Annotated in this window: 13 protein-coding genes; 10 read left to right on the top strand and 3 right to left on the bottom strand. The window is 72.4% G+C overall.

The genetic code is table 11. The annotated features are described in order from the left end of the window. Nucleotides 1–104: 104 nt before the first annotated feature. From OHO83_RS18180 to moeZ, 5 genes are all read left to right on the top strand, one after another. The gene (locus OHO83_RS18180; protein WP_266673886.1) at nt 105–1,988 is read left to right on the top strand and encodes a DUF3492 domain-containing protein; all 1,884 of its coding nucleotides are present in this window, start codon (nt 105–107) and stop codon (nt 1,986–1,988) included. Nucleotides 1,989–2,452: 464 nt separating this feature from the next. Then, nucleotides 2,453–3,682, top strand: a complete 1,230-nt coding sequence (locus tag OHO83_RS18175; protein WP_266673888.1) for a hypothetical protein — start codon at nt 2,453–2,455, stop codon at nt 3,680–3,682. Nucleotides 3,683–3,904: 222 nt separating this feature from the next. Then, entirely contained in the window at nt 3,905–4,864 is a 960-nt protein-coding gene (locus OHO83_RS18170; RefSeq protein WP_116510264.1) for an NAD-dependent epimerase/dehydratase family protein, read from the top strand. Further along, nucleotides 4,852–5,601 (top strand): spherulation-specific family 4 protein, encoded by a 750-nt coding sequence (locus tag OHO83_RS18165; protein ID WP_266673890.1) that lies wholly within the window; start codon nt 4,852–4,854, stop codon nt 5,599–5,601. The genes OHO83_RS18170 and OHO83_RS18165 overlap by 13 nt, the downstream gene beginning before the upstream one ends. Nucleotides 5,602–5,664: 63 nt before the next feature. Continuing rightward, the gene (gene moeZ / locus OHO83_RS18160) at nt 5,665–6,843 is read left to right on the top strand and encodes an adenylyltransferase/sulfurtransferase MoeZ (protein ID WP_116513428.1); all 1,179 of its coding nucleotides are present in this window, start codon (nt 5,665–5,667) and stop codon (nt 6,841–6,843) included. A 136-nt stretch (nt 6,844–6,979) separates the two neighbouring features. Here moeZ and OHO83_RS18155 read toward each other — a convergent pair whose 3' ends face one another. From OHO83_RS18155 to OHO83_RS18145, 3 genes are all read right to left on the bottom strand, one after another. Further along, entirely contained in the window at nt 6,980–8,572 is a 1,593-nt protein-coding gene (locus tag OHO83_RS18155) for an alpha/beta hydrolase (RefSeq protein WP_266673892.1), read from the bottom strand. Between the two features lie 140 nt (nt 8,573–8,712). Continuing rightward, nucleotides 8,713–10,257 carry an alpha/beta hydrolase gene (locus OHO83_RS18150; RefSeq protein ID WP_266673894.1) on the bottom strand — a complete coding sequence of 515 codons (1,545 nt, stop codon included), beginning with the start codon at nt 10,255–10,257 and terminating at the stop codon, nt 8,713–8,715. 228 nt (nt 10,258–10,485) lie between these two features. Further along, entirely contained in the window at nt 10,486–13,470 is a 2,985-nt protein-coding gene (locus OHO83_RS18145) for a lysylphosphatidylglycerol synthase domain-containing protein (protein WP_443066051.1), read from the bottom strand. Nucleotides 13,471–13,632: 162 nt separating this feature from the next. Between OHO83_RS18145 and OHO83_RS18140 the strand changes: the two genes are divergently transcribed. The 5 genes from OHO83_RS18140 to nudC all read left to right on the top strand — a co-directional run bounded on the left by OHO83_RS18140 (nt 13,633) and on the right by nudC (nt 24,034). After that, nucleotides 13,633–14,007, top strand: a complete 375-nt coding sequence (locus OHO83_RS18140; protein WP_382477212.1) for an MGMT family protein — start codon at nt 13,633–13,635, stop codon at nt 14,005–14,007. 275 nt (nt 14,008–14,282) lie between these two features. Next, the gene (locus OHO83_RS18135) at nt 14,283–17,621 is read left to right on the top strand and encodes an ATP-dependent helicase (protein WP_266673898.1); all 3,339 of its coding nucleotides are present in this window, start codon (nt 14,283–14,285) and stop codon (nt 17,619–17,621) included. Between the two features lie 222 nt (nt 17,622–17,843). Beyond that, entirely contained in the window at nt 17,844–21,575 is a 3,732-nt protein-coding gene (locus OHO83_RS18130) for a UvrD-helicase domain-containing protein (RefSeq protein WP_266673900.1), read from the top strand. Between the two features lie 10 nt (nt 21,576–21,585). Continuing rightward, entirely contained in the window at nt 21,586–22,998 is a 1,413-nt protein-coding gene (locus OHO83_RS18125; RefSeq protein WP_266673902.1) for a dipeptidase, read from the top strand. An 85-nt stretch (nt 22,999–23,083) separates the two neighbouring features. Continuing rightward, entirely contained in the window at nt 23,084–24,034 is a 951-nt protein-coding gene (gene nudC / locus OHO83_RS18120; RefSeq protein WP_266673904.1) for an NAD(+) diphosphatase, read from the top strand. Nucleotides 24,035–24,096 lie beyond the last annotated feature (62 nt).

Here is a 24,096-nt window from a genome sequence, read left to right as displayed (position 1 = left end):
GATGGACAACCGTCCATCACGCCACCGGCATGTCCGCATACGTTCGTCCCGCTGAGCCGCCGGACCAACGGCGGCTCCCCAGACGGGAGATCGGGGGTGTGCTCGTGCGCATCGGACTGCTTACGGAGGGTGGCTATCCGTATGTGAGCGGTGAGGCCAGACTCTGGTGCGACCGGCTCGTGCGCGGGCTCGAGCAGCACGAGTTCGACCTCTACGCGCTCAGCCGCAGCCAGGACCAGGAGGACCGCGGCTGGATCGAACTGCCGCCGCAGGTCAGCCGGGTGCGCACCGCGCCGATGTGGACCGCCGACGACGACAGCACCGGCTACGGGCGCCGCGCCAGGCGACGCTTCGCCGACGCGTACGCGGAGCTGGCCACGGCCGTCTGCACCGGGGCTTCCCCCGACACCACCGGCCTCGCGGGTGCGCCCGCCGCCTCCGCCGGCACCGAGGCGGACCGTTTCGGCAACGCGCTCTACGCCCTCGCCGAACTCGCCCGCGACGAAGGCGGACTCGTCGGCGCCCTGCGCTCCGAAACCGCCGTGCGCACACTGGAGCGCGCCTGCCGCGCACCGGGCGCCCTGCGCGCGGCCCGCGCCGCCCGCGTCCCCGACCTCCTCGCCGTCGCCGGACAGATCGAACGCGCCCTGCGCCCGCTCTCCCTCGACTGGTACGGAGACGACGGCCTCGGCTCGGTCGACCTGTGCCACGCCACCTCCGGCGGCCCCGCCGCCCTCCCCGGACTCGTCGCCCGCCACTTCTCCGGCGTCCCCCTCCTCGTCACCGAGTACGGCGTACAGCTGCGGGCCCACTACATCGCGGCCTCGGACGCCGAACTCAGCGCCCCCGTACGGGCGATGCTCGCCGCATTCCACGGCCGCCTCGCCGCCGAGACCTACCGGCAGGCCGCGATCATCACCCCCGGCAACACCCACGCCCGGCGCTGGCAGGAGCGGTGCGGCGCCGACCGCGCGAGACTGCGTACCGTCCACCCCGGCATGGAGGCCTCCCGCTTCGCCGAGATCGGCGAGCGCGAGGAGCCGGGCGAGCCCGGCACCCTCGTCTGGGTCGGCCGCATCGAACCCTCCAAGGACCTGATCTCCCTCCTCCACGCCTTCGCGGAGATCCGCAAGGAGGAGCCCAAGGCCCGCCTGCGCCTCGTCGGAGCGCCTGCCGAGGGACCCGACGCCGCCGCCTACCTCGCCCACTGCAAGGCACTCGCCGCCCAGCTCTTCCCCGACGAGGCGGAGGGCGCCCACGCGATGGGCGACAACCCGGTCTCCTTCGAGGAGATCGGCGGGCCCGAGACGCCCGACCTCGCGGACGCGTACGCCGCCGGGAGCGTCGTCGTCCTGTCGAGCATCGTCGAGGGGTTCCCCATCAGCCTCGTCGAGGCGATGTTCTGCGGACGCGCGACGGTCTCGACCGACGCGGGCGCGGTCGTCGAGGTCATCGGCGGCACCGGCCTGGTGGTCCCGCCGCGCAATCCGCGGGCACTCGCCGAGGCGTGTGTGTCGCTGCTGCGTGACCCGGGGCGCCGTGAACGGCTCGGCGCCGCCGCGCGGGCACGAGCGCTCGAACTCTTCACCGTCGAGCAGAACATCACGGCATTTCACGGCATTTACCTGGAGATCGTCTCCCACTGCCCCGTGCGCCGTGAAGCCGTGGACGACGCGGGCGAACCCCTGCCCTTCGCCAACCCCCCGGAGGCCCATGTGCCGGGCCGCTGGACCGCACCGACGAGCGAGTCGGGCGGAGGCTTCGGCACGTGGCTGGCGGGGCGCTCCGCTTCTGGGAGCGCGCCCAGCTGGGCGGGGACGGAGGGGGAGGCGGCTGCCCCGGGGGGCGGCGCCGGAGCTGTGGGTGCGGCTGGGTGTATCGGCTCGGGCGGTGGCGTCGGCGTTGGTTCGGGTGGTGGCGGGGAGCGGCCGGCCGGTGCGCAAGGCCAGTTGGCCGGGGCCTTTCCCGGTGGGGAGGGGGACGCGTGAGCGGGCAGGGGGCGGGCGAGACGGTCGTGGGCGCGGGCCTGGACGCGCCGCAGGTGCCGGGTGGCGCGGATGCGTGGGGTGCGGGGTCGCAGGAGGCGCTGGGGGAGCCGGGGCCGGGTGCTGAGCCGGGGCCGGCCCGGGGGTCGAAGCCTGGGTCGGGTGGCGGGTCGGGGTCGGAAGTCGGGGCGGGGCTGGGTACCGAGCCGATTGCGGGGTCGGGTGCTGAGCCGGTTACGGGTTCGGGTGCTGAGTCCGAATCTGAGCGGCGTGCGGAGCCGGAGCCGGAGGCTGGACCGGAATCTGAGCGGCGTGCGGTGCTGGAGCCGGAGGCTGGACCGGTATCGGGGCGGCGTGCGGAGCCGGAGGCTGGACCGGTATCGGGGCGGCGTGCGGAGCCGGAGCCGGAGGGTGAGCCGAGGTTTCTGGCCCTTGGGCTCGACCCCGCCGCGGCCGATGAAGCGCTGTTGACCGAACCCCCGGCCTGGCGCGCCACCGCCACCGCCGCCGCTTCGACGGGCAGCCCGCTCCCCGACGTGCCACCCTCTCCGCCGTCCACCCCTCCCGGCAGCCTCGCCAACCCCGGAAGCCCGGCCAAGGCCGACGAGGCCGGCGTCGGCAGCCGCCGCCGTACCGGCGTGGACCCAGTGAAAGCGCTGATGCACCGGCACCGCGAGCTGTGCGAGCGCGCCGTCGACGCCCTGGAGATCGCCGCCGGTCTGGAGGCCCACGGCGTGACCGACCGGACCGCCGCCCGCTTCCGGCACCGCGACGTCTTCTCGCTCGCCGAAGAGATGTACGCACGTGTGCCCCGCGACAGCGACATCGAACCGGAAACCCGGCACGCCGTATCCGCCACGCCGCGCGGCCGGCGCCCCGTCTGGGCCGTCCTCGCACTGCTGCCCGGCACGCTGGGCGCCCTCACCCTCGTCGGACTCGACCTCACCGGCGGACGAGTGCGACTCGCGGTCGGGGCCGTCGGCGTGCTCGCCGTCTCCGCCGCACTCCGCGCGGCCCTGAGCCGGGGCCCGCTGCGCGCCACCGCCCACCCAGTGCCCGCCACCCGCGCCTGGACCTGCTGGCTCCTCGCCTACGCGCTCCTCGGTGACGGACTCCTGAGCGCCGCCGTGGCGGGCGGTCCCGACGAGGCCTGGGCACCCGCCACCGCCCCGCTCCTCGCCCTCGCCCTCGCCGTCGCGCCCGGCGCCTGGTGCGCCCGACTCTTCGGCGCCGTGGCCCGCCGCAGGCTCGCCTCCAGCCGGGGCCTCGAAGAGTTCGCCGCCTCGGTACGCCCCCTCCTCCTCGGGGTCTTCGCGCTCTTCCTGTGTGCGCTGTGGACCCTCATCGGGGTGATCGCCGCGGTACTCGGCCAGGACGCCGCATACGCCGGTGCCGGAACGCTCGGCGCACTCCTGCTGCTCGCCCGCCTGCTCATGGCGCACGGCCGCACCCATGCCCCCGCCGTCGTCCTCGGCGCAGCCGCCGCAGCCGAGGTGCTCGCGGTCTGCACGGTGTTCGCCGGCCGCCTCCCGGGCTGCGGCTTCCTCGCCGTCCCCGTAGAGACGGCCGTCGACACCTGGGGGCCCGGCTCCGTACCCGGCCTGGCCTGCGGCGCCGCCGCGCTCACCCTCCTCTTCCACGCGGCCCGCACTCTCACCAGGGCCTCCGCCCACGCGCCCACGGACACCACTCCGTGACCGCGTCCGACGCCGTACGACCACACGAAGCGGCCCGCCGGCCGCTCCCCTCCCGCGGGGCCGACACCGCGGGCCTTCCGAAGACCCACGGCAACACCCCTAAGGAGAACGCGAGATGACCACCCCTCCCCCCGGAGGCCCCGGGCCATCCAGACACCCCGGGCGCCCAGGACTTCCCGGAGAGCCCGGAGAGCCCGGAGAGCTCACTCAGGGAGCCGCCCGATGAGGGTGCTGCTGATCGGAGCCAACGGATATCTCGGCCGCTTCGTAGCCGACCGCCTCCTTGCCGACCCCGCCGTGCAGCTCACCGCACTCGGCAGGGGGGACGACGCGGACGTACGGTTCGACCTCGCCACCGGAAGCCCGGGCGCACTGACCCGCTTCCTCGACGCGGTCCACCCCGGAGTCGTCATCAACTGCGCGGGAGCCACCCGCGGCGGCGCCCGCGACCTCACCCGCCACAACACCGTCGCCGTCGCCACCATCTGCGAGGCACTGCGGCGCAGCGGCTGCGGCGCCCGCCTCGTCCAGATCGGCTGCGGCGCCGAGTATGGGCCCTCGCAGCCCGGCTCCTCCACCGCCGAGGACGCCGTGCCGAGGCCCGGCGGACCGTACGGCGTGAGCAAACTCGCCGCGACGGAACTCGTCCTCGGCTCCGGCCTCGACGCCGTCGTCCTGCGGGTGTTCTCCCCGGCCGGACCCGGCACCCCCGCCGGCTCACCCCTCGGCCGTCTCGCCGAGGCCATGCGCCGCGCCATGCAGTCCGGCGACGGCGAACTCAAGCTCGGCGGACTCGGCGCGCAGCGCGACTTCATCGACGTACGCGACGTGGCACGCGCCGTCCACGCCGCCTCGCTCTCCGCCGCGCAGGGCGTCATCAACATCGGCTCGGGCCGTGCCGTCCGGCTGCGGGACGCGGCGTCCGTTCTCGCCCGCGTCGCCGGCTTCGGCGGCGCGCTCCACGAGCTCGACTCACCCGGCGGCCCCGTCCGCCCGACGCTCGGCCACCCCCGCTCCGACCCCGACCACGTGGCACCCGCCGCGTACCCGTACCCGGACGGCTGCGGCAGCTGGCAGCAGGCCGACGTGCGCACCGCACGCGACCGGCTCGGCTGGCGCCCCCGCATCAACCTCGAGGAATCACTCGCCGACATCTGGATGGAAGCGGCATGCCGTATCTGACCCCCACCGCCCCCGGGACCGCGAGCACCGACATACGGCTCGGATTCGGCATCCCCGGCTACGCACACCCCCTCATGGCGCCCGTCGAATGGGCCGAACTCACCCGCCCCGGCACCCCCTTGCACTGGGTCGTCCTGAACGTGGCGGACGGACCCGGGGCCCGCCCCGACCCGCACTGCCTCGAAGCCGCGGGCAGGCTGCGCAACCGGGACGTACGGGTCCTCGGCCACCTCGATCTCACCTACGGCGCCCGTTCGTTCGGCGAGGTCGTCTCCGACGCCCACCGCTATCTCGACTGGTACCGCGTCGACGGGTTCTCCCTCGGCCGCTGCCCGACCGAGCGGGCGGCCCTCCCCGAGGTCCGCCGCATCGTCACCACGCTGCGCGCCCTGTGCGCGGACGCCCACATCGTCCTCGGGCACGGCACCCACCCGTACCCGGGATACGCCGAGACCGCCGACCAGTTGGTGACCTTCTCCGGGCCGTGGAGCGACTACCGCTGGTCCCAGGTCGCCGAGTGGACCGCCGACTACCCGCCCGAGCGCTTCTGCCACTTCGTGCACGGCGTACCCCGCGGGCACCTCGACGAGGCGTTGCGCATCGCCCGCTGGCAGGGCGCGGGGACGATCTACTTCACCGACCGCACGGACCGGGGCGGCGCCGCCGATCCCTGGGAGGCCATGCCCGGGTACTGGGACGACATCGTCTCGCGGGTCGGAACGGGTGTCTCGGAATGAAGAGGGGCGTGGCAGTGTTGACGCAAGAACCACTGTTCCGAAATGACGATCAACGGAGCCCCCGTGTCGCTGCCACCCCTGGTAGAGCCAGCTGCTGAGCTCACCGTAGACGAGGTCCGCAGGTACTCCCGCCACCTGATCATCCCCGATGTCGGGATGGACGGGCAGAAGCGGCTGAAGAACGCCAAGGTGCTCGCCGTGGGTGCGGGCGGCCTCGGTTCGCCGGCGCTCATGTACCTGGCCGCGGCCGGTGTGGGCACGCTCGGCATCGTCGAGTTCGACGAGGTCGACGAGTCGAACCTCCAGCGCCAGATCATCCACAGCCAGGCCGACATCGGCCGCTCCAAGGCCGAGTCCGCCAAGGACTCCGTCCTCGGCATCAACCCGTACGTGAACGTGATCCTCCACGAAGAGCGGCTCGAGGCCGAGAACGTGATGGACATCTTCAGCCAGTACGACCTGATCGTCGACGGCACGGACAACTTCGCGACCCGCTACCTGGTCAACGACGCGTGCGTGCTGCTCAACAAGCCGTACGTGTGGGGCTCGATCTACCGCTTCGACGGCCAGGCCTCGGTCTTCTGGTCCGAGCACGGCCCGTGCTACCGCTGCCTCTACCCGGAGCCCCCGCCCCCCGGCATGGTCCCCTCCTGTGCCGAGGGCGGTGTCCTGGGCGTGCTGTGCGCGTCCATCGGCTCCATCCAGGTCACCGAGGCGATCAAGGTCCTCGCGGGTGTCGGCGAGCCGCTCGTCGGCCGCCTGATGATCTACGACGCCCTGGAGATGCAGTACCGCCAGGTCAAGGTCCGCAAGGACCCCGACTGCGCGGTCTGCGGTCCGAACGCGACCGTCACCGAGCTCATCGACTACGAGGCCTTCTGCGGCGTCGTGTCCGAGGAGGCCCAGGAGGCGGCGGCCGGCTCGACGATCACTCCCAAGCAGCTCAAGGAGTGGATCGACGACGGCGAGAACATCGAGATCATCGACGTCCGTGAGCCGAACGAGTACGAGATCGTCTCGATTCCCGGCGCTCGGCTGATCCCGAAGAACGAGTTCCTCATGGGCACCGCCCTGGAGAGCCTCCCGCAGGACAAGAAGATCGTCTTGCATTGCAAGACGGGTGTCCGCAGTGCGGAAGTCCTCGCCGTCCTGAAGTCCGCGGGCTTCTCGGACGCCGTGCACGTCGGCGGCGGCGTGATCGGCTGGGTCAACCAGATCGAGCCCGAGAAGCCGGTCTACTAGACCGCCCGCCGGCCCGTGCGGCCGGCCACGGGTGAGCTTTGCCGAACGGGTCCCGCGCCTCGCGTGCGGGGCCCGTTCGTCATGGAGCGCCGCACAGGGCGCCGGACGGAGCGCCGCGTCGGCGTCCGCGTCCGCGTCAGGAGCAGACCTTCCCGTCGCGCGGTATTCGGCCCTCCAGCAGATAGCCGTTCACCGTCGAGTCGACGCAGGTGGACCCGCTGCCGTATGCGCCGTGACCCTCGCCCTTCCAGGTGAGTTCGACGCCGACACCCTTGCCGAGCTCGTCCGCCATCCGGCGGGCGCCCTCGTACGGGGTCGCCGGGTCGCCCGTGTTCCCCACGACGAGGATCGGGGCGGCGCCCGGCGCGCTCACCTCGGGCGTCGCGTACTGGCCCGGCTCCGGCCAGTCGTGGCACCAGCCCGCAGTGTCCCAGGCCATGAACTCCCCGAAGACGGGCGAGATCTCGCGGAACGACGCGAGCCGCTTCTTCGCATCCGTCGGCGTCGGCCGCTCCTTGTCGTCGAGGCAGGAGATCGCCCGCTGTGAGTGGCTCTGCGAGCTGTAATGCCCTGAGGGACTCCGCTCGTTGTACGCGTCGGCCAGGGCGAGCAGCGCCGTCCCGTCTCCCTTCTCCGCCGCCGCGAGGCCACGCGTCAGCGCGGGCCAACTGCTCTGGCTGTACAGGGTGACGGTGATGCCGATCGTCGCGAGCGACTGGTTGAGCTCGCGGCCGCCCGAGGTCCGCAGCGGCTTCGCGTCGATCCGCTTCAGCAGGGCGGCGATCTTCCGGGACCCCTGGGCCGGGTCCTGGCCGGTGGACTTGAGGTAGTTGTCGAGGGCGCGCTGGAAGCCCCTCGTCTGGTTCTCGGCGTGGCCCACGGTGTCCGCGGCCGGGTCGACCACGGCGTCCAGGACGAGCCGCCCCACCTTGCCGGGGAACAAGTGCGCGTACACGCCGCCCAGTTGGGTCCCGTACGAGACGCCCATGTAGTGCAGCTTGTCGTCGCCGAGCGCCTGGCGCGCCAGGTCCATGTCGCGGGCCGTCTCGTCCGTCGACACGTGCCCGAGCAGCTTGCCGGCCTGCCGGGCGCAGCCCGCGCCGAAGGCGGCGGCGTCCTTGAAGTACGCCCGCTCCTCGGCGGGGGTGTCCGGCGTGAGGTCGACGGACTCGGCGCCCTGGATCGCCTTGTCGTCGCGGCAGCGCACACCCTCGCTCGCGCCGACGCCGCGCGGGTCGAAGCTCACCAGGTCGTAGTGCTCGCGCAGCTTCGCGTAGTCCGGCGCGAAGGCGGGCAGCATCGAGACTCCGGAGCCGCCCGGCCCGCCGAAGTTGAACAAGAGCGAGCCGGAACGTCCGCTCCCGCCCGTGGACCTGGCGCGGATGAGGGCGACGCCGATGGTCTCCCCGCCCGGCTTCGCGTAGTCGAGCGGCGCCTTCAGCGTCGAGCACTGCCAGTCGGAGCCGGGCGCGGGGCCGTCGTCGGTGGCCTTGCAGCGGCCCCAGTCGAGCCGCTGAGACGTGAGCGCGGCGGGCAGCGCGGGCAGCGTGCCGGCGCGCCCGGTCTTGTCCGAGCCCCGCGGTGACGAGGGCGACGAGCGCGGTGGCTGCGTGCGCCCCTTCCCCTCGCCGTGCCCGGCCTTGTCTCCCGACCCGCCGCAGCCCGCGGCGGCACCGGCCACCAGCAGCCCCGCGGCCAGCAACGCGAACGAACGAACATGACGCGACACAGGCACCCCCCTGGCGATCCCCCTCGCCTGCCTCCGATCCGAAGACAGTCAGACCATCCTAGGCAGCGCCTCTGACAATCATCCGCGGCAGCGCGTCAGCGACAGCCGGGCGGGCGAGCCGAACAGGCCTACGCCCGCCGCTACTTGCAGATTGTGCCCGCCGTCGGCACGGTCCCGTTCAGCAGATAGCCGTCCACAGCGCCTCGCACACACTTGTTCCCGCTGTCGTACGAACCGTGCCCCTGGCCCTCGTACGTGAGTTCCACCCCGACACCCTTGCCGAGCGCGTCGACCATCTTCCTCGCGCCTTCGTACGGGGTGGCCGGGTCGCCCGTGTTGCCCACGACGAGGATCGGCGCCGAGCCGGGCGCGCTCACGTCGGGGTGGTCCGCGGCGCCGGGGACCGCCCATTCCGTGCAACTGAGCATGCCCCACGCGAGATAGTCGCCGAACAGGGGAGATGCGGCGCGGAACTCGGGGAGCTTCGACCTGACGTATGCCGGCGTGTAGCGGGGCTTGTCGTCGGCGCAGTTGACGGAGACGTTGGCCGCCTGGATGTTGCTGTACTGGCCGTCCTCGTTACGGCCGTTCATGGAGTCCGAGAGGAGCATGAGGATCTGGCCGTCGCCCTCGTAGGCCTGGACGAGACCCTCGGTGAGGTACTCCCAGAAGTCCTTGGAGTACAGCGACTGCGCGATGCCGTTCGTCGCGGCGGTCTGCGTCAGCCGGCGCGGGTAGACGCCGGGGATCGGTTTGGAGTCCAGGTCCTTGAGCAGCTTCGCGATCTTGGCCTTGACCTGCTCGGGGGTGTCGCCGACCGGGCAGTCCTCGACTTTGGAGGTGCAGTCCTTCGCGTAGTTGTCGAGGGCGAGCTGGAAGCCCTTGGCCTGGCCGAGCGAGCTCTCCTCGGAGTTCTGGGTGGGGTCGACGACGCCGTCGAAGACGGCACGGCCCACGTTCTTGGGGAACAAGTGGGCGTACACGCCGCCCAGTTCGGTGCCGTACGAGATCCCGAAGTAGTGCAGCTGGTCGTCGCCGAGCACCTGCCACATCAGGTTCATGTCGCGGGCCGCGTCCGTCGTCGCGACGTGCGGGATGACCGTCCCGGAGTTCCTCTCGCAAGCGTCGTTGAACTGGGTGATGTTGCCCACGAGCTCCTTCGTCTCGGCGGGGTTGTCGGGCATGGCGTCCTGCTGGAAGTACTTGTCGAGCTGCTTGTTGTCCTCGCACTTCACGCCGTCGCTGCGGCCGACGCCGCGCGGGTCGAAACTCACCAGGTCGTAGCGGGTGCGCAGGTTCGTGTACTCGTTGCCGAACGCGGGCAGCGTGGTGACTCCGGATCCGCCCGGTCCGCCGAAGTTGAAGATGAGCGATCCGATGCGCTTGTCCTTGTCGCCGGTGGACTTGGCGCGGATGAGCGCGATGCCGATCGTGTCGCCCTTGGGCTTGGCCCAGTCGAGGGGCGCCTTCATGGTGGCGCACTGCCAGGTGGCGCCGCCGGGCAGCGGGGACGGCGCGGGTCCGCCGCCCTCCGACTCCGAGGGTGCGGGGCAGTCCTTCCAGCTGAGGTTCTGGGACGTCAGGTCCGTGTCCTTGGGGTCGCTGCTGCACGCCGCCAGGGCGGAGGCCATGAGGAGGACGGCGGCGACCAGGGCAGCGGCACGCGGCCGGGACGGATTGGGCATGTATCCATCCTGCGGCGACGGCTCACGAGGCGCTCGGGGCGGGGGCCGTGCGGGTGAGCGACGGCCGCTGCGCGGGAGGGCTTCGCGAAGAGCCCACCCGGAAGCGCGTCCTTTCAGGGTGCCCTTCCGAAAACCTGCTCCTACAGAGGGCGCCCTTCCGTAACGCGCACCTACAGGGAGCACTCCCGGAAACGTGTCCCTACAGGGAGCACTCCCGAAAACCTGCCCCTACAGGGAGCCCCTCCGGGAGAGGTGGTTGAAGAAGAGCCAACCCGGCAGCACCGGTACCCACAGCGTCAGGAGCCGGTAGAGCAGCACGGCCGGGGCCGCGACCTCCTTGGGCAGCCCGACCGCGATGAGGCCGACCGTCAGGGTCGCCTCGACCGCGCCCACGCCGCCGGGCGTCGGCGCGGCGGAACCGAGCGCGTTGCCCGCGAGGAACACGACCGCGACGCTGGCCAGGCTGAGCGTCGTCGACTCGTCCCCGAAGGCGCGGATCGACGCGTCCAGGCACATCACGAAGCAGGCCGTCAGGAGGAGCATGCCGCCGATGCCGGTGATCAGCTTCTGCGGCCGCTGGAGCACGTCCAGCATGCGCGGCACGACGCCGGCGAACAGGGACCGTACGCGCGTGACGACGAACTTCCGCAGGAACGGGATCGACGTGACCACGAGCACGAGGACCGCGACGGTCAGCAGGCCCGCGATGACCGTCCGGGACGGCGACAGGGACGGGGTCTTCTCCGTTCCGGTCAGATAGCCGAAGGTCAGCAGCATCATGATGTGGGCGCCCAGGCCGAAGAGCTGGGAGGCGCCGACGCTGGCCACCGCGAGCCCTGGGCGCACGCCCGCGCGTTGCAGGAAGCGGGTGTTCAGCGCCACACCGCCGACGGCGGCAGGAGCCACGATCTTCACGAACGAACCGGCGACCTGGGCAGCGACCGTCCGCAGGAACGGCACCCGCTCCGGCACGAAACCGAGCAGACTCATCGCGGCGGCGAAGTAGCTCAGCGCCGAGAACAGGACGGCGGCGGCGACCCAGCCCCACTCGGCCTGGTCGAACAGCGTGCCGAACTCGATGTGGGTGAGCTGCGACAGCAGGAAGTACGCGCCGATGGCGCCCGCGATGAAGCTCACGAGGGTGCGCGGTTTGACGCGCTCCAGGCGGGCCGGCTCGACGGGTGCCTGCGGCCGGATGCGGAGCACCTGGTGGCGGATCTGGGTGAGGAGATCCTCCTCGCGCGCTTCGTCCAGGGCCTCGTCGATGGCCTTCTTCTCGGCCTGTCGCTCGGCCTTCTCCGCTTGCCGCTCGGCTTTCTCGGTCTGCCGTTCGACCTTCGCGGAGGTTTTGGCCGACGGGGGCGTGATCCGCTCGGCGACCGTCTTCGGGGAGGGCGTTTTCTCGGTGGCCCCCTCCGTAGGCGTCGATTCCTCGGCGGGGGAGGGCTCGGCGAGGGAGGCCTCGTCCAGGCGGGCCTGCTTCGCCCTGCGCGACGCCTCGAGCACGGCCTCGCGCTCGCGTTCGGAACGCTCCCTGCCGAGCTTGCGCAGTGTCGAGCGCGTCGTACGGCTCAGGGCGATGGGCTGGAGCAGTGGCAGGCAGTCGGCGATCGCGTCGGGGCCGAGCACTCCGACGGCGGACGCCACCGCCCGCTCGGCGCCCACACGAAGGCCCAGCGTGGCCAGGAGCTGCGCGATGTCCATGCGCAGGATCAGATCGCCGGACGCGATCTCGCCGCCGCGCAGATCCGTCAGGATCACCGTGCCGGAACGATCCACCAGAATCGCGTCGCTGGTGAGCCGCCGATGGGCGATACGCCGCGACTGGAGCGCCTGCACCTGGTGCCAGGTGTCGCGCAGCAGCCCGTCGGTGATCTCCTCGTCCGGCACCGAGTCCAGCGAACGGCCGCCCGTGTGCTCGTACACGAGCATCACCGCGTCGGGTCCGAGCTCGGACGTCGCGATCAGCTTCGGTGCGTTGGCCCCGGCCGCGATCGCCGCGTACGCGAGGAGCGCCTCCTGCTCCAGCGCCTGGCGCAGGGACTGGAGACTGCGGCCCGTGGTGATCCCGCGCAGCGTCAGCCGGCGCCACACGCGGTAGAAGAAGCCCTGCGCCTGCTGTTCTCGGTCGACGATGGTGACGTCGAGTGGGGGACCGTCCTCCAGGGTGACGAAGTAGCGCCGCCCTCTGTCGCCGTTCTCCGAGGCACCCTCGTGGGCCTCTTCGCGGGCCGCGCTCACCGGGTGGAAGCCGACGTGCCGCAGGCCCGCGAGGAGCGTCTGGCCAGTGGGCCGCACGTTCGGTGAACCGACCGCGTAGAGCGTGCCGTAGGCGACGGTCCAGCCGATGAGGACCGTCAGGATGATCGAGAACGGTGTCGTGTAGCCGGTGACCAGCATCGCGAACGCGTCGAGCAGCAGCACCACCCACAGCACCACGCGCCAGCGTGGTCTGCGGGACATCCCGACGGCCGTCATGTAGGCGATGACGGGCGCCAGATAGCCGTGCACCGGATCGGTCAGCGCATGGATGTCGCCCGGCGACGGGCGGGTGAGGGCGTCCTGGATCGACCCCGGGGCGCCCTGGGCGACCCACAGGTCCGTCGCGAGCGTCACCCCGTGCGCGAGGACGGCCGCGAGAACACCGTCGGCGATCCGCAGCCCGTCGCGTTTGATCAGCCGCTCGATCGCGAAGGCGACCGGGACGAGGAGGATCGCGATGCTCGACGCGAGCCCCGCGAACTTGATCATGAGGTCGGGAGCGGCGCCGGTGCCCTTGCTGATGTCCTGCTGAAGACCCGACGTCGTGCCGTGGGCGAAGGCGGCGATCGACAGGAGTACGGCGATCGCGAGAACGCCCACCAGCAGACGCATCAGGTCGGAGGGGCGGTGCACGCGCGCGGGGAGGAGCGGTTCGTCGCCCTCCACCCGCTCGGAGTGCGCCTCGGCGTCGATGCACTCCGGGTCGACGAGAGGGACCTCGGCCCGCTCGGGCCCGGCTCCCGCGGTCTTCTCGGGAGTGGCCTCCGCGGCCTTCATGGTCTTCTCGGATACGTCTCCCGCGGGCGCCTCGGCCGGTCGGCCGAGGCGTTCGGTCACGGGGGAGTGGTCGGCCTCGTCGCTGTCCGGGCGCGCCGAAGCCCCAGAGGTGCCCTCCGCCTTATCGGGATGCACGCCCTGCCGCTCCGTCGATTCTTCTTGATCTCGTATCACCGGTCACCGCCCGCACGATGGTGGCACGTCCCACTGACACAGGGGGGCATCAGGGTGCGATGCGGGGGAGCAAAGTATCCCGCAACCACGGATTCGTGCCTCTTCATACGCCTTTCCACGCCCCGTGATCAGGCGGTCACAGTGTCGGTGGGGTGCGGCAGGATGGGCCGGATGAGCGAGGAGAGCGGTACGGCGGCAGAGCTGCCGGAGTACGCGGAGCGGGTGCTCGAGGTCGCGGAGCTGATCCCGCCCGGGCGCGTCATGACCTACGGGGACGTCGCCGAATGGCTCGGCGAGGGCGGCCCGCGCCAGGTCGGCCGCGTGATGGCCCTCTACGGGGGAGCCGTTCCGTGGTGGCGCGTCGTGCGCTCGGACGGCGTGCTGCTGCCCGGCCACGAACTGGACGCCATGGCGCACTACCGCGCGGAGAGCACCCCCCTGCGCGAAGCCTCCCGCACGTCCGAGGGACACATCCCGCGCCTCGACATGAGGCACGCGCGATGGGACGGCGGGGAACGCGCGGAATCTCACACCTGACAACTCCCGCCATCGCGTCCCCGCACGAGCGGCCTGTGGCCCGTAAGGGGGAAACGGGGCGAGAGGGGCACTCCGCCGCCATCGCGTACGTTCGTGAATCGCGGCACACCCGTGCCGCACGGGACCCGGGGGACCCGACGGAAGCCCGGCTTCCGCCACACTCGACGGCGTAGCGTCGACGGCGCGCACCTCCCTCACCCCGCAGCCACCGCCCCGCTCGGACGGCCGGCCGCCTCCCCGTTCCCCCAGCACACCCACCAGGACCAGCGATCCACGTGAGCTCCTCTTCCTCCACCCGGAACCTGTCGCACCGCCAGGTACGACAGGGGACCCCCGGCGCGTACCGACTGGTGCGTACCCCGCCGGCCCCGGTGGACCCCCCTCGTCTGGACGCACGGCAGCGCGCGGTGGTTGACCACGTGCACGGCCCGCTGCTCGTCCTCGCGGGACCGGGCACGGGCAAGACGACCACGCTCGTCGAGGCCGTCGCCGCACGCATCGCCAAAGGCACCGACCCCGAGCGCATCCTGGTCCTCACCTTCAGCCGCAAGGCAGCCGTCGAACTGCGCGACCGGATGGCCCTGCGCATCGGCGCCGCCCACGCACCACAGGCCACCACGTTCCACTCGTTCTGCTACGCCCTCGTCCGTGCCCACCAGGACGCCGGCCTCTTCGCGGAACCCCTGCGCCTGCTGTCCGGACCCGAACAGGACGTCGCCGTACGCGAACTGCTCGCCGGCCAGATCGACCTGGAGCAGGCCGGCCTCGCCCATGTCCGCTGGCCCGACGAACTGCGGGCCTGCCTGACCACCCGAGGCTTCGCCGACGAGGTACGCGCCGTCCTCGCCCGCAGCCGTGAACTGGGCCTCGGACCGGCCGCACTCGACGCCTTCGCCCGCCGCATCGGCCGCCCCGACTGGAAGGCCGCCGCCACCTTCCTCGCCGAATACCTCGACGTCCTCGACCTGCACGGCGTCCTCGACTACGCCGAACTCGTCCACCGCGCGGTCCTCCTCGCCCACCGCACCCCCGTCGCCGACGAACTCGCCACGCGCTACGACGCCGTCTTCGTCGACGAATACCAGGACACCGACCCGGCCCAGGTGCGGCTGCTGCACGCCCTCGCCGGCGACGGCCGCACCCTGCTCGCCTTCGGAGACCCCGACCAGTCGATCTACACGTTCCGCGGCGCCGACGTGAACGGCATCCTCGAATTCCCCGACCAGTTCCCCCGCGCCGACAAAAGCCCCGCCCCCGTAGAGGTCCTCACGACGTCCCGCCGCTCCGGAGCGCACCTCCTCGACGCCACCCGCCGCATCACCCGGCGCATGCCCCTGACCCGGCTGCCCGCCGACAAGGTCCGCGCCCACCGCGAGCTGACCCCCGCGCGGGACGGCGGCCGCGTCGAGGCCTACACGTACCCGACCTCCGGCACCGAACTCGACAACATCGCGGACATCCTGCGCCGCGCCCACCTCGAGGACGGCATCCCCTGGAACGACATGGCCGTCCTCGTCCGCGCCGGCACCCGCTCCATCCCCGCGATCCGCCGCACCCTCACCGCCGCGGGCGTCCCCCTCGACATCGACGGCGACGACCTGCCCCTGCGCCACGAACCGGCCGTCACGCCCCTGCTGACCGCACTCAGGGCCGTCGCCCTCAGCGTCGCGCAGGACACCCCCGAACCCGACGACGACCAGGACCGGGAACCGCCCGTCTGGCTCGACACCGAGACCGCCCTCACCCTCCTCGCCTCACCCCTCGCCGGCATGGACGCCGCCGACCTGCGCCGCCTCGGCCGCGCCCTGCGCGAGGAGGAACGCACCGCCGGCAACCACCTGCCGCCGCCGTCCGACGAACTCCTCGCACGCGCCCTGGCCCAGCCCGAACGCCTCACCGCCCACGACCCCGCCCACGCCCGCGGCGCCCAGCGCCTCGGCGCACTGCTGCGCGCGGCCCGCGAAACCCTCACCTCCGGAGGCACCGCCGAAGAAGCCCTCTGGCAGCTGTGGAACGGCACCTCCTGGCCCCAGCGCCTGGAACGCGCCGCCCGCCGCGGCGGTGCCGCGGGACGCAACGCGGACCGCGACCTCGACGCCGTATGCGCCCTGTTCGCGACCGCCTCCCGCGCCGAGGAACGCACCGGAGGCCGCGGCGCCCTCAACTTCCTCGAAGAGGTCGAAGCCCAGGACATCGCCGCCGACACCCTCGCCGGACGCGCCGTACGCCCCGACGCCGTACGCCTCATGACCGCCCACCGCTCCAAGGGCCTCGAATGGCGCCTCGTCGTCGTCGCCGGCGTACAGGAAGGCCTGTGGCCCGACCTGCGCCGCCGTGGCTCCCTCCTCGAAGCCGACCGCATCGGACGCGACGGCCTCGCCGAACCCCTCACCCCCGGAGCGCTCCTCTCCGAAGAGCGCCGCCTGTTCTACGTAGCCACCACGCGCGCGCGTGAACGCCTCGTCGTCACCGCGGTCAAGGCACCCGCCGACGACGGCGACCAGCCGTCCCGCTTCCTCACCGAACTCGGCGTCGACCCCCAGGACGTCACCGGCCGCCCGCGCCGCCCCCTGTCCGTCGCCGCGCTCGTCGCCGAACTGCGCGCCACGACCGTCGACCCACGCGCCTCCGACACGCTGCGCGACGCCGCCGCCCGCCGCCTCGCCCGCCTCGCCGCCCTCACCGACGACGACGGACGCCCCCTCGTACCGTCCGCGCACCCCTACCGCTGGTGGGGCATGGACGACCCCACCGAGAGCAGAATCCCCCTGCGCGACCGCGACCAGCCCGTCGTCCTCTCCGGAAGCGCCCTCGACCAGCTCGCCAACACCTGCTCCCTGCAGTGGTTCCTCGGCCGCGAGGTCAAGGCCGACGCCCCCGCCACCGCCGCCCAGGGCTTCGGGAACGTCGTCCACGTCCTCGCCGACGAGGTCGCCTCCGGACGCACCCCGGCCGATCTCGCCGTCCTCATGGAACGCCTCGACTCGGTCTGGGACGCCCTCGCCTTCGACGCCCCCTGGAAGTCGGCCCAGGAGAAGGAGCACGCGCGCGTGGCGCTCGAACGCTTCCTTCGCTGGCACGTCGACTCCAGCCGCGTGCGCACCCCCGTAGCCAGCGAACACCCCTTCGACGTCACCCTCGAAGCGGGCTCCTACGAAGTCCGCATCCGTGGCTCCATGGACCGCGTCGAGCGCGACACCGAAGGCCGTGCCTACGTAGTCGACTTCAAGACCGGCAAGCACGCCCCCTCCGCCGCCGACGTCGCCCGCCACCCCCAGCTCGCCGTCTACCAGCTCGCCGTGCGCGAGGGCGCCGTCGACGAAGCCTTCGACGGCGAACGCCCCGAACCCGGCGGCGCCGAACTCGTCCAGCTGCGCCAGGGAGCCGCCAAGAAGGACGGCGGCGACACCCTCCCCAAGGTGCAGGCGCAACAGCCCCTCGGCGAACCCGGGGAAGGCGAGGGGGAGGGAGCGTGGGTCGGCGACCTCCTCGCCACCGCCGCCGGCAAGGTGCTCGACGAACGCTTCACCCCCACCACCGGACAGCACTGCACCCACTGCGCGTTCCGCGCCTCGTGCAGCGCCCGCCCCGAGGGCAAACACGTCGTCGAGTGACGCGCGCCTCCACCGCGCCGGGTACCGGCGACCTGCGCATCGACCTCCGGACGCCGCGTGACGTGCGCCTCCAGCGGACCGGGTGCCCAACGACGTGCGCATCCGACCGCTCCGGACGCCGCGTCCCAGCAACGTGCGCATCCGGTGCTCCGGACGCCGCGTGACGTGCGCCTCCACCAGATCGGTCCGGCGCTGTCAGCGGGGCCGGTTAGCCTCGATGAGGTGACCACACGCCTCACCGACCCCGAGCAGCTCAAGGAGCTCCTCGGGATCCCGTTCACCCCGGAGCAGACGGCCTGCATCACCGCGTCGCCCGCCCCGCAGGTGATCGTGGCCGGAGCCGGCTCCGGCAAGACGACGGTCATGGCCGCCCGCGTCGTATGGCTCGTCGGCACCGGCCAGGTCGCGCCGGAACAGGTCCTCGGCCTCACCTTCACGAACAAGGCCGCCGGCGAACTCGCCGAGCGCGTCCGCAAAGCACTGATCAAGGCAGGCGTCACCGACCCCGACGCCATCGACCCGGACAACCCCCCGGGCGAGCCCGTGATCTCCACGTACCACGCCTTCGCCGGCCGCCTCCTCACCGACCACGGCCTGCGCATCGGCCTCGAACCCACCGCACGCCTCCTCGCCGACGCCACCCGCTTCCAGCTCGCCGCCCGCGTCCTGCGCGAGGCCCCCGGCCCCTACCCGGCCCTCACCCGCTCCTTCGCCGACCTCGTCAGCGACCTCCTCACCCTCGACGGCGAGCTCGCCGAACACCTCGTCCGGCCCGACGAACTGCGCGCCTACGACACCCGACTCCTGCACACCCTCGAAGGCCGCAAACTCACCAACGCCGACCTGCGCAAGGTCCCCGAGGCCGCCGCCGCCCGCCTCGACCTCACCGGCCTCGTCACCCGGTACCGCGAAGCCAAGCGCGCCCGCGACCTCCTCGACTTCGGCGACCAGATCGCCCTCTCCGCCACCCTCGCCCGCACCCGCCCCGAGGTCGGCGCCATCCTCCGCGACGAGTTCCGCGTCGTCCTCCTCGACGAGTACCAGGACACCTCCGTCGCCCAGCGGATCCTCCTGGCCGGCCTCTTCGGAGAGGGCACCGGCCACCCCGTGACCGCCGTCGGCGACCCCTGCCAGGCGATCTACGGCTGGCGCGGCGCCTCCGTCGCCAACCTCGACGACTTCCCCGAACACTTCGCCGACACCGACGGCCGCCCCGCCACCCGCTTCTCCCTCAGCGAGAACCGCCGCAGCGGCGGCCGCCTCCTCGAACTCGCCAACGGCCTCGCCCAGCCGCTGCGCGCACTCCACGCGGGCGTGGAAGCCCTGCGCCCCGCCCCCGGCGCCGAACGCGACGGCATCGTCCGCTGCGCCCTCCTGCGCACCCACGCCGAGGAGATCGACTGGCTCGGCGACTCCCTCGCCCACCTCGTACGCACCGGCACCGCCCCCGGCGAGATCGCCGTCCTGTGCCGCACCGCGACCGACTTCGCCGCCATCCAGGGCGCCCTCGTCGCACGCGACATCCCCGTAGAGGTCGTCGGCCTCTCCGGCCTCCTCCACCTCCCCGAGGTCGCCGACCTCGTCGCCGTCTGCGAAGTCCTCCAGGACCCCGGCGCCAACGCCTCACTGGTCCGCCTCCTGACCGGCCCCCGCTGGCGCATCGGCCCCCGCGACCTCGCCCTCCTCGGCCGCCGCGCCCGCCTCCTCGTCGCCCACGCGCGCGGGGGCGACGACGATCCCGACCGCCGCCTCGCCGAAGCCGTCGAGGGGACCGACCCCTCCGAAGTGATATCGCTCGCCGACGCCCTCGACACGTTCCTGGAAACCCCCCTCGACGAACAGGGCGACGACAGGCTGCCCTTCTCACCCGAGGCACGCGTACGCTTCGCGCGCCTCGCCACCGAACTGCGCGACCTGCGCCGCTCACTCGCCGACCCGCTGATGGACGTACTCCACCGCGTCCTCGCCGTCACCGGCCTCGAAGTCGAACTCGCCGCCTCACCGCACGCCCTGGCCGCCCGCCGTCGCGAGACCCTCTCCAACTTTCTCGACATCGCCGCCTCGTTCGCCGCGAACGACAGCTCCGCGAGCCTCCTCGCCTTCCTCGGCTTCCTGCGCACCGCCGCCCAGTACGAGAAGGGCCTCGACAACGCGCTCCCCGGCGGCGAGAACACCGTGAAGGTGCTCACCGCCCACAAGTCCAAGGGCCTGGAATGGGACGTCGTCGCCGTCCCCGGCCTCGTCACCGGCACGTTCCCCAGCGCCCAGGGCCGCGAGAAATGGACCGCCCAGAGCAAGGTCCTGCCGCACGAACTGCGCGGCGACGCCGCCACACTGCCCGACATCGAAGCGTGGGACTCCAAGGGCATGAAGGCCTTCCACGAAGAGATGAAGGAACACCAGCGCACCGAGGAACTCCGCCTCGGCTACGTCACCTACACCCGCCCCCGCACCCTCCTCCTCGGCTCGGGCCACTGGTGGGGCCCCGCCCAGAAGCGCCCCCGCGGCCCCTCCGACTTCCTCCAGGCGCTGTACGACCACTGCGCCGCCGGACACGGGGAGATCGAGGCCTGGGCCGACGAACCCGAGGAGGACGAGGAGAACCCCGCGCTCCAGGAGGCATCCGCCGAGCACGCGTGGCCGCTCCCGCTCGACGACGAGGCCATGGCGCGCCGCCGCGCGGCCGCGGCCACGGTGCTGGCCCACCTCGAAACCCCGGCCGACGCCGACGCCCACTCCCACGAGAACGGCCACCCGGTCACGTACACCGACCCGGACTGGCCGGCCCCGCCGGACGAAGAGGCGCTCTACGAAGACGAGCCCCTCTACGAAGACGAGCCTCTTTATGAAGAGGGCGATTTCGTCGGCTCACCTGAGGACGGCCCCGGACCGGACTGGGACGAATGGGATGACTGGGACGCGCTGCCCCGCGCACGCCCCACGCTCCCGCACCCGACCGGCACCCCCGCGCACGAGCAGCCCGCTGTCGATGCCCCGCACAGCGACCCGCACTCACACCCGGACGACGCCCGACCCACGCGTGGCGCCCCGCACACGCCCGCGCACAACGCCTCGCACACGCCCACGCACCCCCTGGCCGCCATCCCGCACCCCACCACGCCCCAGGACGCCGACACCCGCCCCCACTCCGCCCCGGCACCCACCGGCGCCGCCCCGACCGTCCCCCCGGAGCGCCACCGGCCCACTCCGGAGGAGACCCGCACACTCGCCTCCTGGGACCGCGACCTCGACGCCCTCACCGGCGAACTCCTGCGCTCCCGCCAGGCCGTCCGCGACGTCCCCCTCCCCACCACCCTCACCGCCTCCCAGCTCCTGCACCTCGCCGCCGACCCCGACGGCTTCGCCCAGGAACTGGCCCGCCCCATGCCCCGCCCGCCCCAGCCCGCCGCCCGCCGCGGCACCCGCTTCCACGCCTGGGTCGAATCCCGCTTCGAAGAGCTCCGCCTGCCCATGCTCGACCCCGAAGAGCTCCCCGGCAGCGAAGCCGACATCGCCGACGAACGCGACCTCGAAGCCCTCAAGGAAGCCTTCGACAGCACGCCCTACGCCGACCGCACCCCGTACCGCGTCGAAACGCCCTTCCAGCTCGCCATCGCGGGCCGCGTCATCCGCGGTCGCATCGACGCCGTCTACAAAGAAGGCGAAGGCGACGACACCACGTACGAGATCGTCGACTGGAAGACCACCCGCGGCCGCACCGCCGACCCCCTCCAGCTCGCCGTCTACCGACTCGCCTGGGCCGAGCAGCACGGCCTCGCGCCCGAGGCGGTCAAGGCGACGTTCGTCTACGTACGCGACGGCGAGACCGTCACCCCCCGCGACCTCCCCGGACGCGCCGAAATGGAGCGCCTCCTTCTCGAAGACCCCACCCCCGGCCCCGGCGACCGGAGAGCACCGGAACCACCGCACCAGCACGCTCCGGCGGACGGATAGGCTCGGGACCATGAGCAAGCCCGTTGACAACGCCGTCAGCACCGTCCGTGCGTACATCGAGACCCACCACGACGCGTTCCTCCAGGACCTCGCCGAGTGGCTCCGCATCCCGTCCGTGTCGGCCCAGCCCGACCACGCACCCGACGTGCGCCGCAGCGCCGACTGGCTTGCCGCGAAACTCCGGGAGACCGGCTTCCCCACCACCGAGGTCTGGGAGACACCCGGCGCCCCCGCCGTCTTCGCCGACTGGCCCTCCGACGACCCGCACGCCCCCACCGTCCTCGTCTACGGGCACCACGACGTCCAGCCCGCGGCCCGCGAGGACGGCTGGAACACCGACCCCTTCGAACCCGTCGTCATCGGAAACCGCCTCCACGCGCGCGGAGCGGCCGACGACAAGGGACAGGTGTTCTTCCACACACTCGGCGTCCGCGCCCACCTCGCCGCCACCGGCCGCACCACCCCCGCCGTCCACCTCAAGCTCCTCGTGGAGGGCGAAGAGGAATCCGGCTCCCCCCACTTCCGCGCCCTCGTCGAGCAGCACAGGGACCGCCTCACCGCAGACGCCGTGATCGTCTCCGACACCGGCATGTGGTCCGAGGACACCCCCACCGTCTGCACCGGAATGCGCGGCCTCGCCGACTGCGAGATCGAACTCCACGGCCCCGACCAGGACATCCACTCCGGATCCTTCGGCGGCGCAGTCCCCAACCCCGCCACCGCCGCCGCCCGCCTCGTCGCAGCCCTCCACGACGACCACGCGCGCGTGGCCGTCCCCGGCTTCTACGACGGCATCACCCCCCTCACCGACCGCGAACGGGAACTCTTCGCCGAGCTCCCCTTCGACGAAGCCCAATGGCTGCGCACCGCCAAGTCGCACGCCACCCACGGAGAGGCCGGCCACACCACCCTCGAACGGATCTGGGCCCGCCCCACCGCCGAGGTCAACGGCATCGGAGGCGGCTACCAAGGCCCCGGCGGCAAAACCATCGTCCCCGCCTCAGCCACGCTGAAGCTGTCTTTCCGCCTCGTCGCCGGACAGGACCCCGACCACGTGGAAAAGGCCGTCACCGACTGGGTCGCCCAACAGCTCCCCGCCGGCATCCGCCACACCATCACCTTCGGCGCCGCCACCCGCCCCTGCCTCACCCCCCTCGACCACCCCGCCCTCCAGTCCGTCGTCCGCGCCATGAACCTCGCCTTCGACCAGAAGATCCGCTTCACGCGCGAAGGAGGCTCCGGCCCCGCCGCCGACCTCCAGGACGTCCTCGACGCACCCGTCCTTTTCCTCGGCATCTCCGTCCCCTCCGACGGCTGGCACGCACCCAACGAGAAAGTCGAACTCGACCTCCTCAAAAAGGGCGTCGAAACAGCCGCCCACCTGTGGGGCGACCTCGCGGAGAACTGGCGCGATGCACACTGAGCCACCCCACCCGCCACACCCCGCACCCGCCCAGCCGAACCGTCCCGCCGAAACACCCATTCCATCGGGGGAGTTGGAAGCACCCGTGACCACCTGGACCGACCGCACAGCCGACCGTCCGCTCTCGCTCTCCGCACCCAGCGGCATCGACCGCGCCGCAAACCACCGCCTCGACGAAGCCTGGCTCGCCGCAGCCTGGAGCCACCCCACCACCCGCGTCTTCGTGGTCTCCGGCGGACAGGTCCTCATCGACGAGACGCCGGACGGCGCCACCGAACTGGTCATGACCCCGTCCTTCGAAGCGCCCCTCACCGAAGCCCACCGCTACTTCCTGGGCACCGACGACGACGGCGTCAGCTACTTCGCCCTCCAGAAGGACACCCTCCCCGGCCGCATCGACCAGTCCGCGCGCCCCGCCGGCCTGCGCGAAGCCGGACTCCTCCTGTCCCCCCGGGACGCCGGCCTCATGGTGCACGCCGTCGCCCTCGAGAACTGGCAGCGCCTGCACCGCTTCTGCTCCCGCTGCGGCGAACGCACCGTCATCGCCGCCGCGGGCCACATCCGCCGCTGCCAGGCCTGCGGAGCCGAGCACTACCCCCGCACCGACCCCGCAGTGATCATGCTCGTCACGGACGAAGAGGACCGCGCACTCCTCGGCCGCCAGGTCCACTGGCCCGAAGGCCGCTTCTCCACCCTCGCCGGCTTCGTCGAACCCGGAGAGTCCATCGAGCAGTCCGTACGCCGCGAAGTCTTCGAAGAAGCCGGAGTCGTCGTCGGCCCCGACGTCGAATACGTCGCCAGCCAGCCCTGGCCGTTCCCCTCCAGCCTCATGCTCGGCTTCATGGCCCGCGCCACCTCGTCCGAGATCAACGTCGACGGCGAAGAAATCCACGAAGCCCGCTGGTTCTCCCGCGAAGACCTGCGCGCCGCATTCGAGTCCGGAGAGGTCATGCCCCCCTACGGAATCTCGATCGCGGCCCGCCTCATCGAACTCTGGTACGGCAAGCCCCTCCCCAAGCCCGGCGACGCCGTATAACCCCGCCCGATCTGACCTGACCCGGCCCGGTCAGCTCCGGCCTGACCGGGCCAGGCGCCCAC

Origin of the sequence: Streptomyces sp. NBC_00569 (assembly GCF_036345255.1) — a bacterium.
GTDB lineage: Bacteria > Actinomycetota > Actinomycetes > Streptomycetales > Streptomycetaceae > Streptomyces.
Note: the sequence above shows the minus strand (reverse complement) of the source record. Positions and strands in the feature narration are given on the sequence as shown.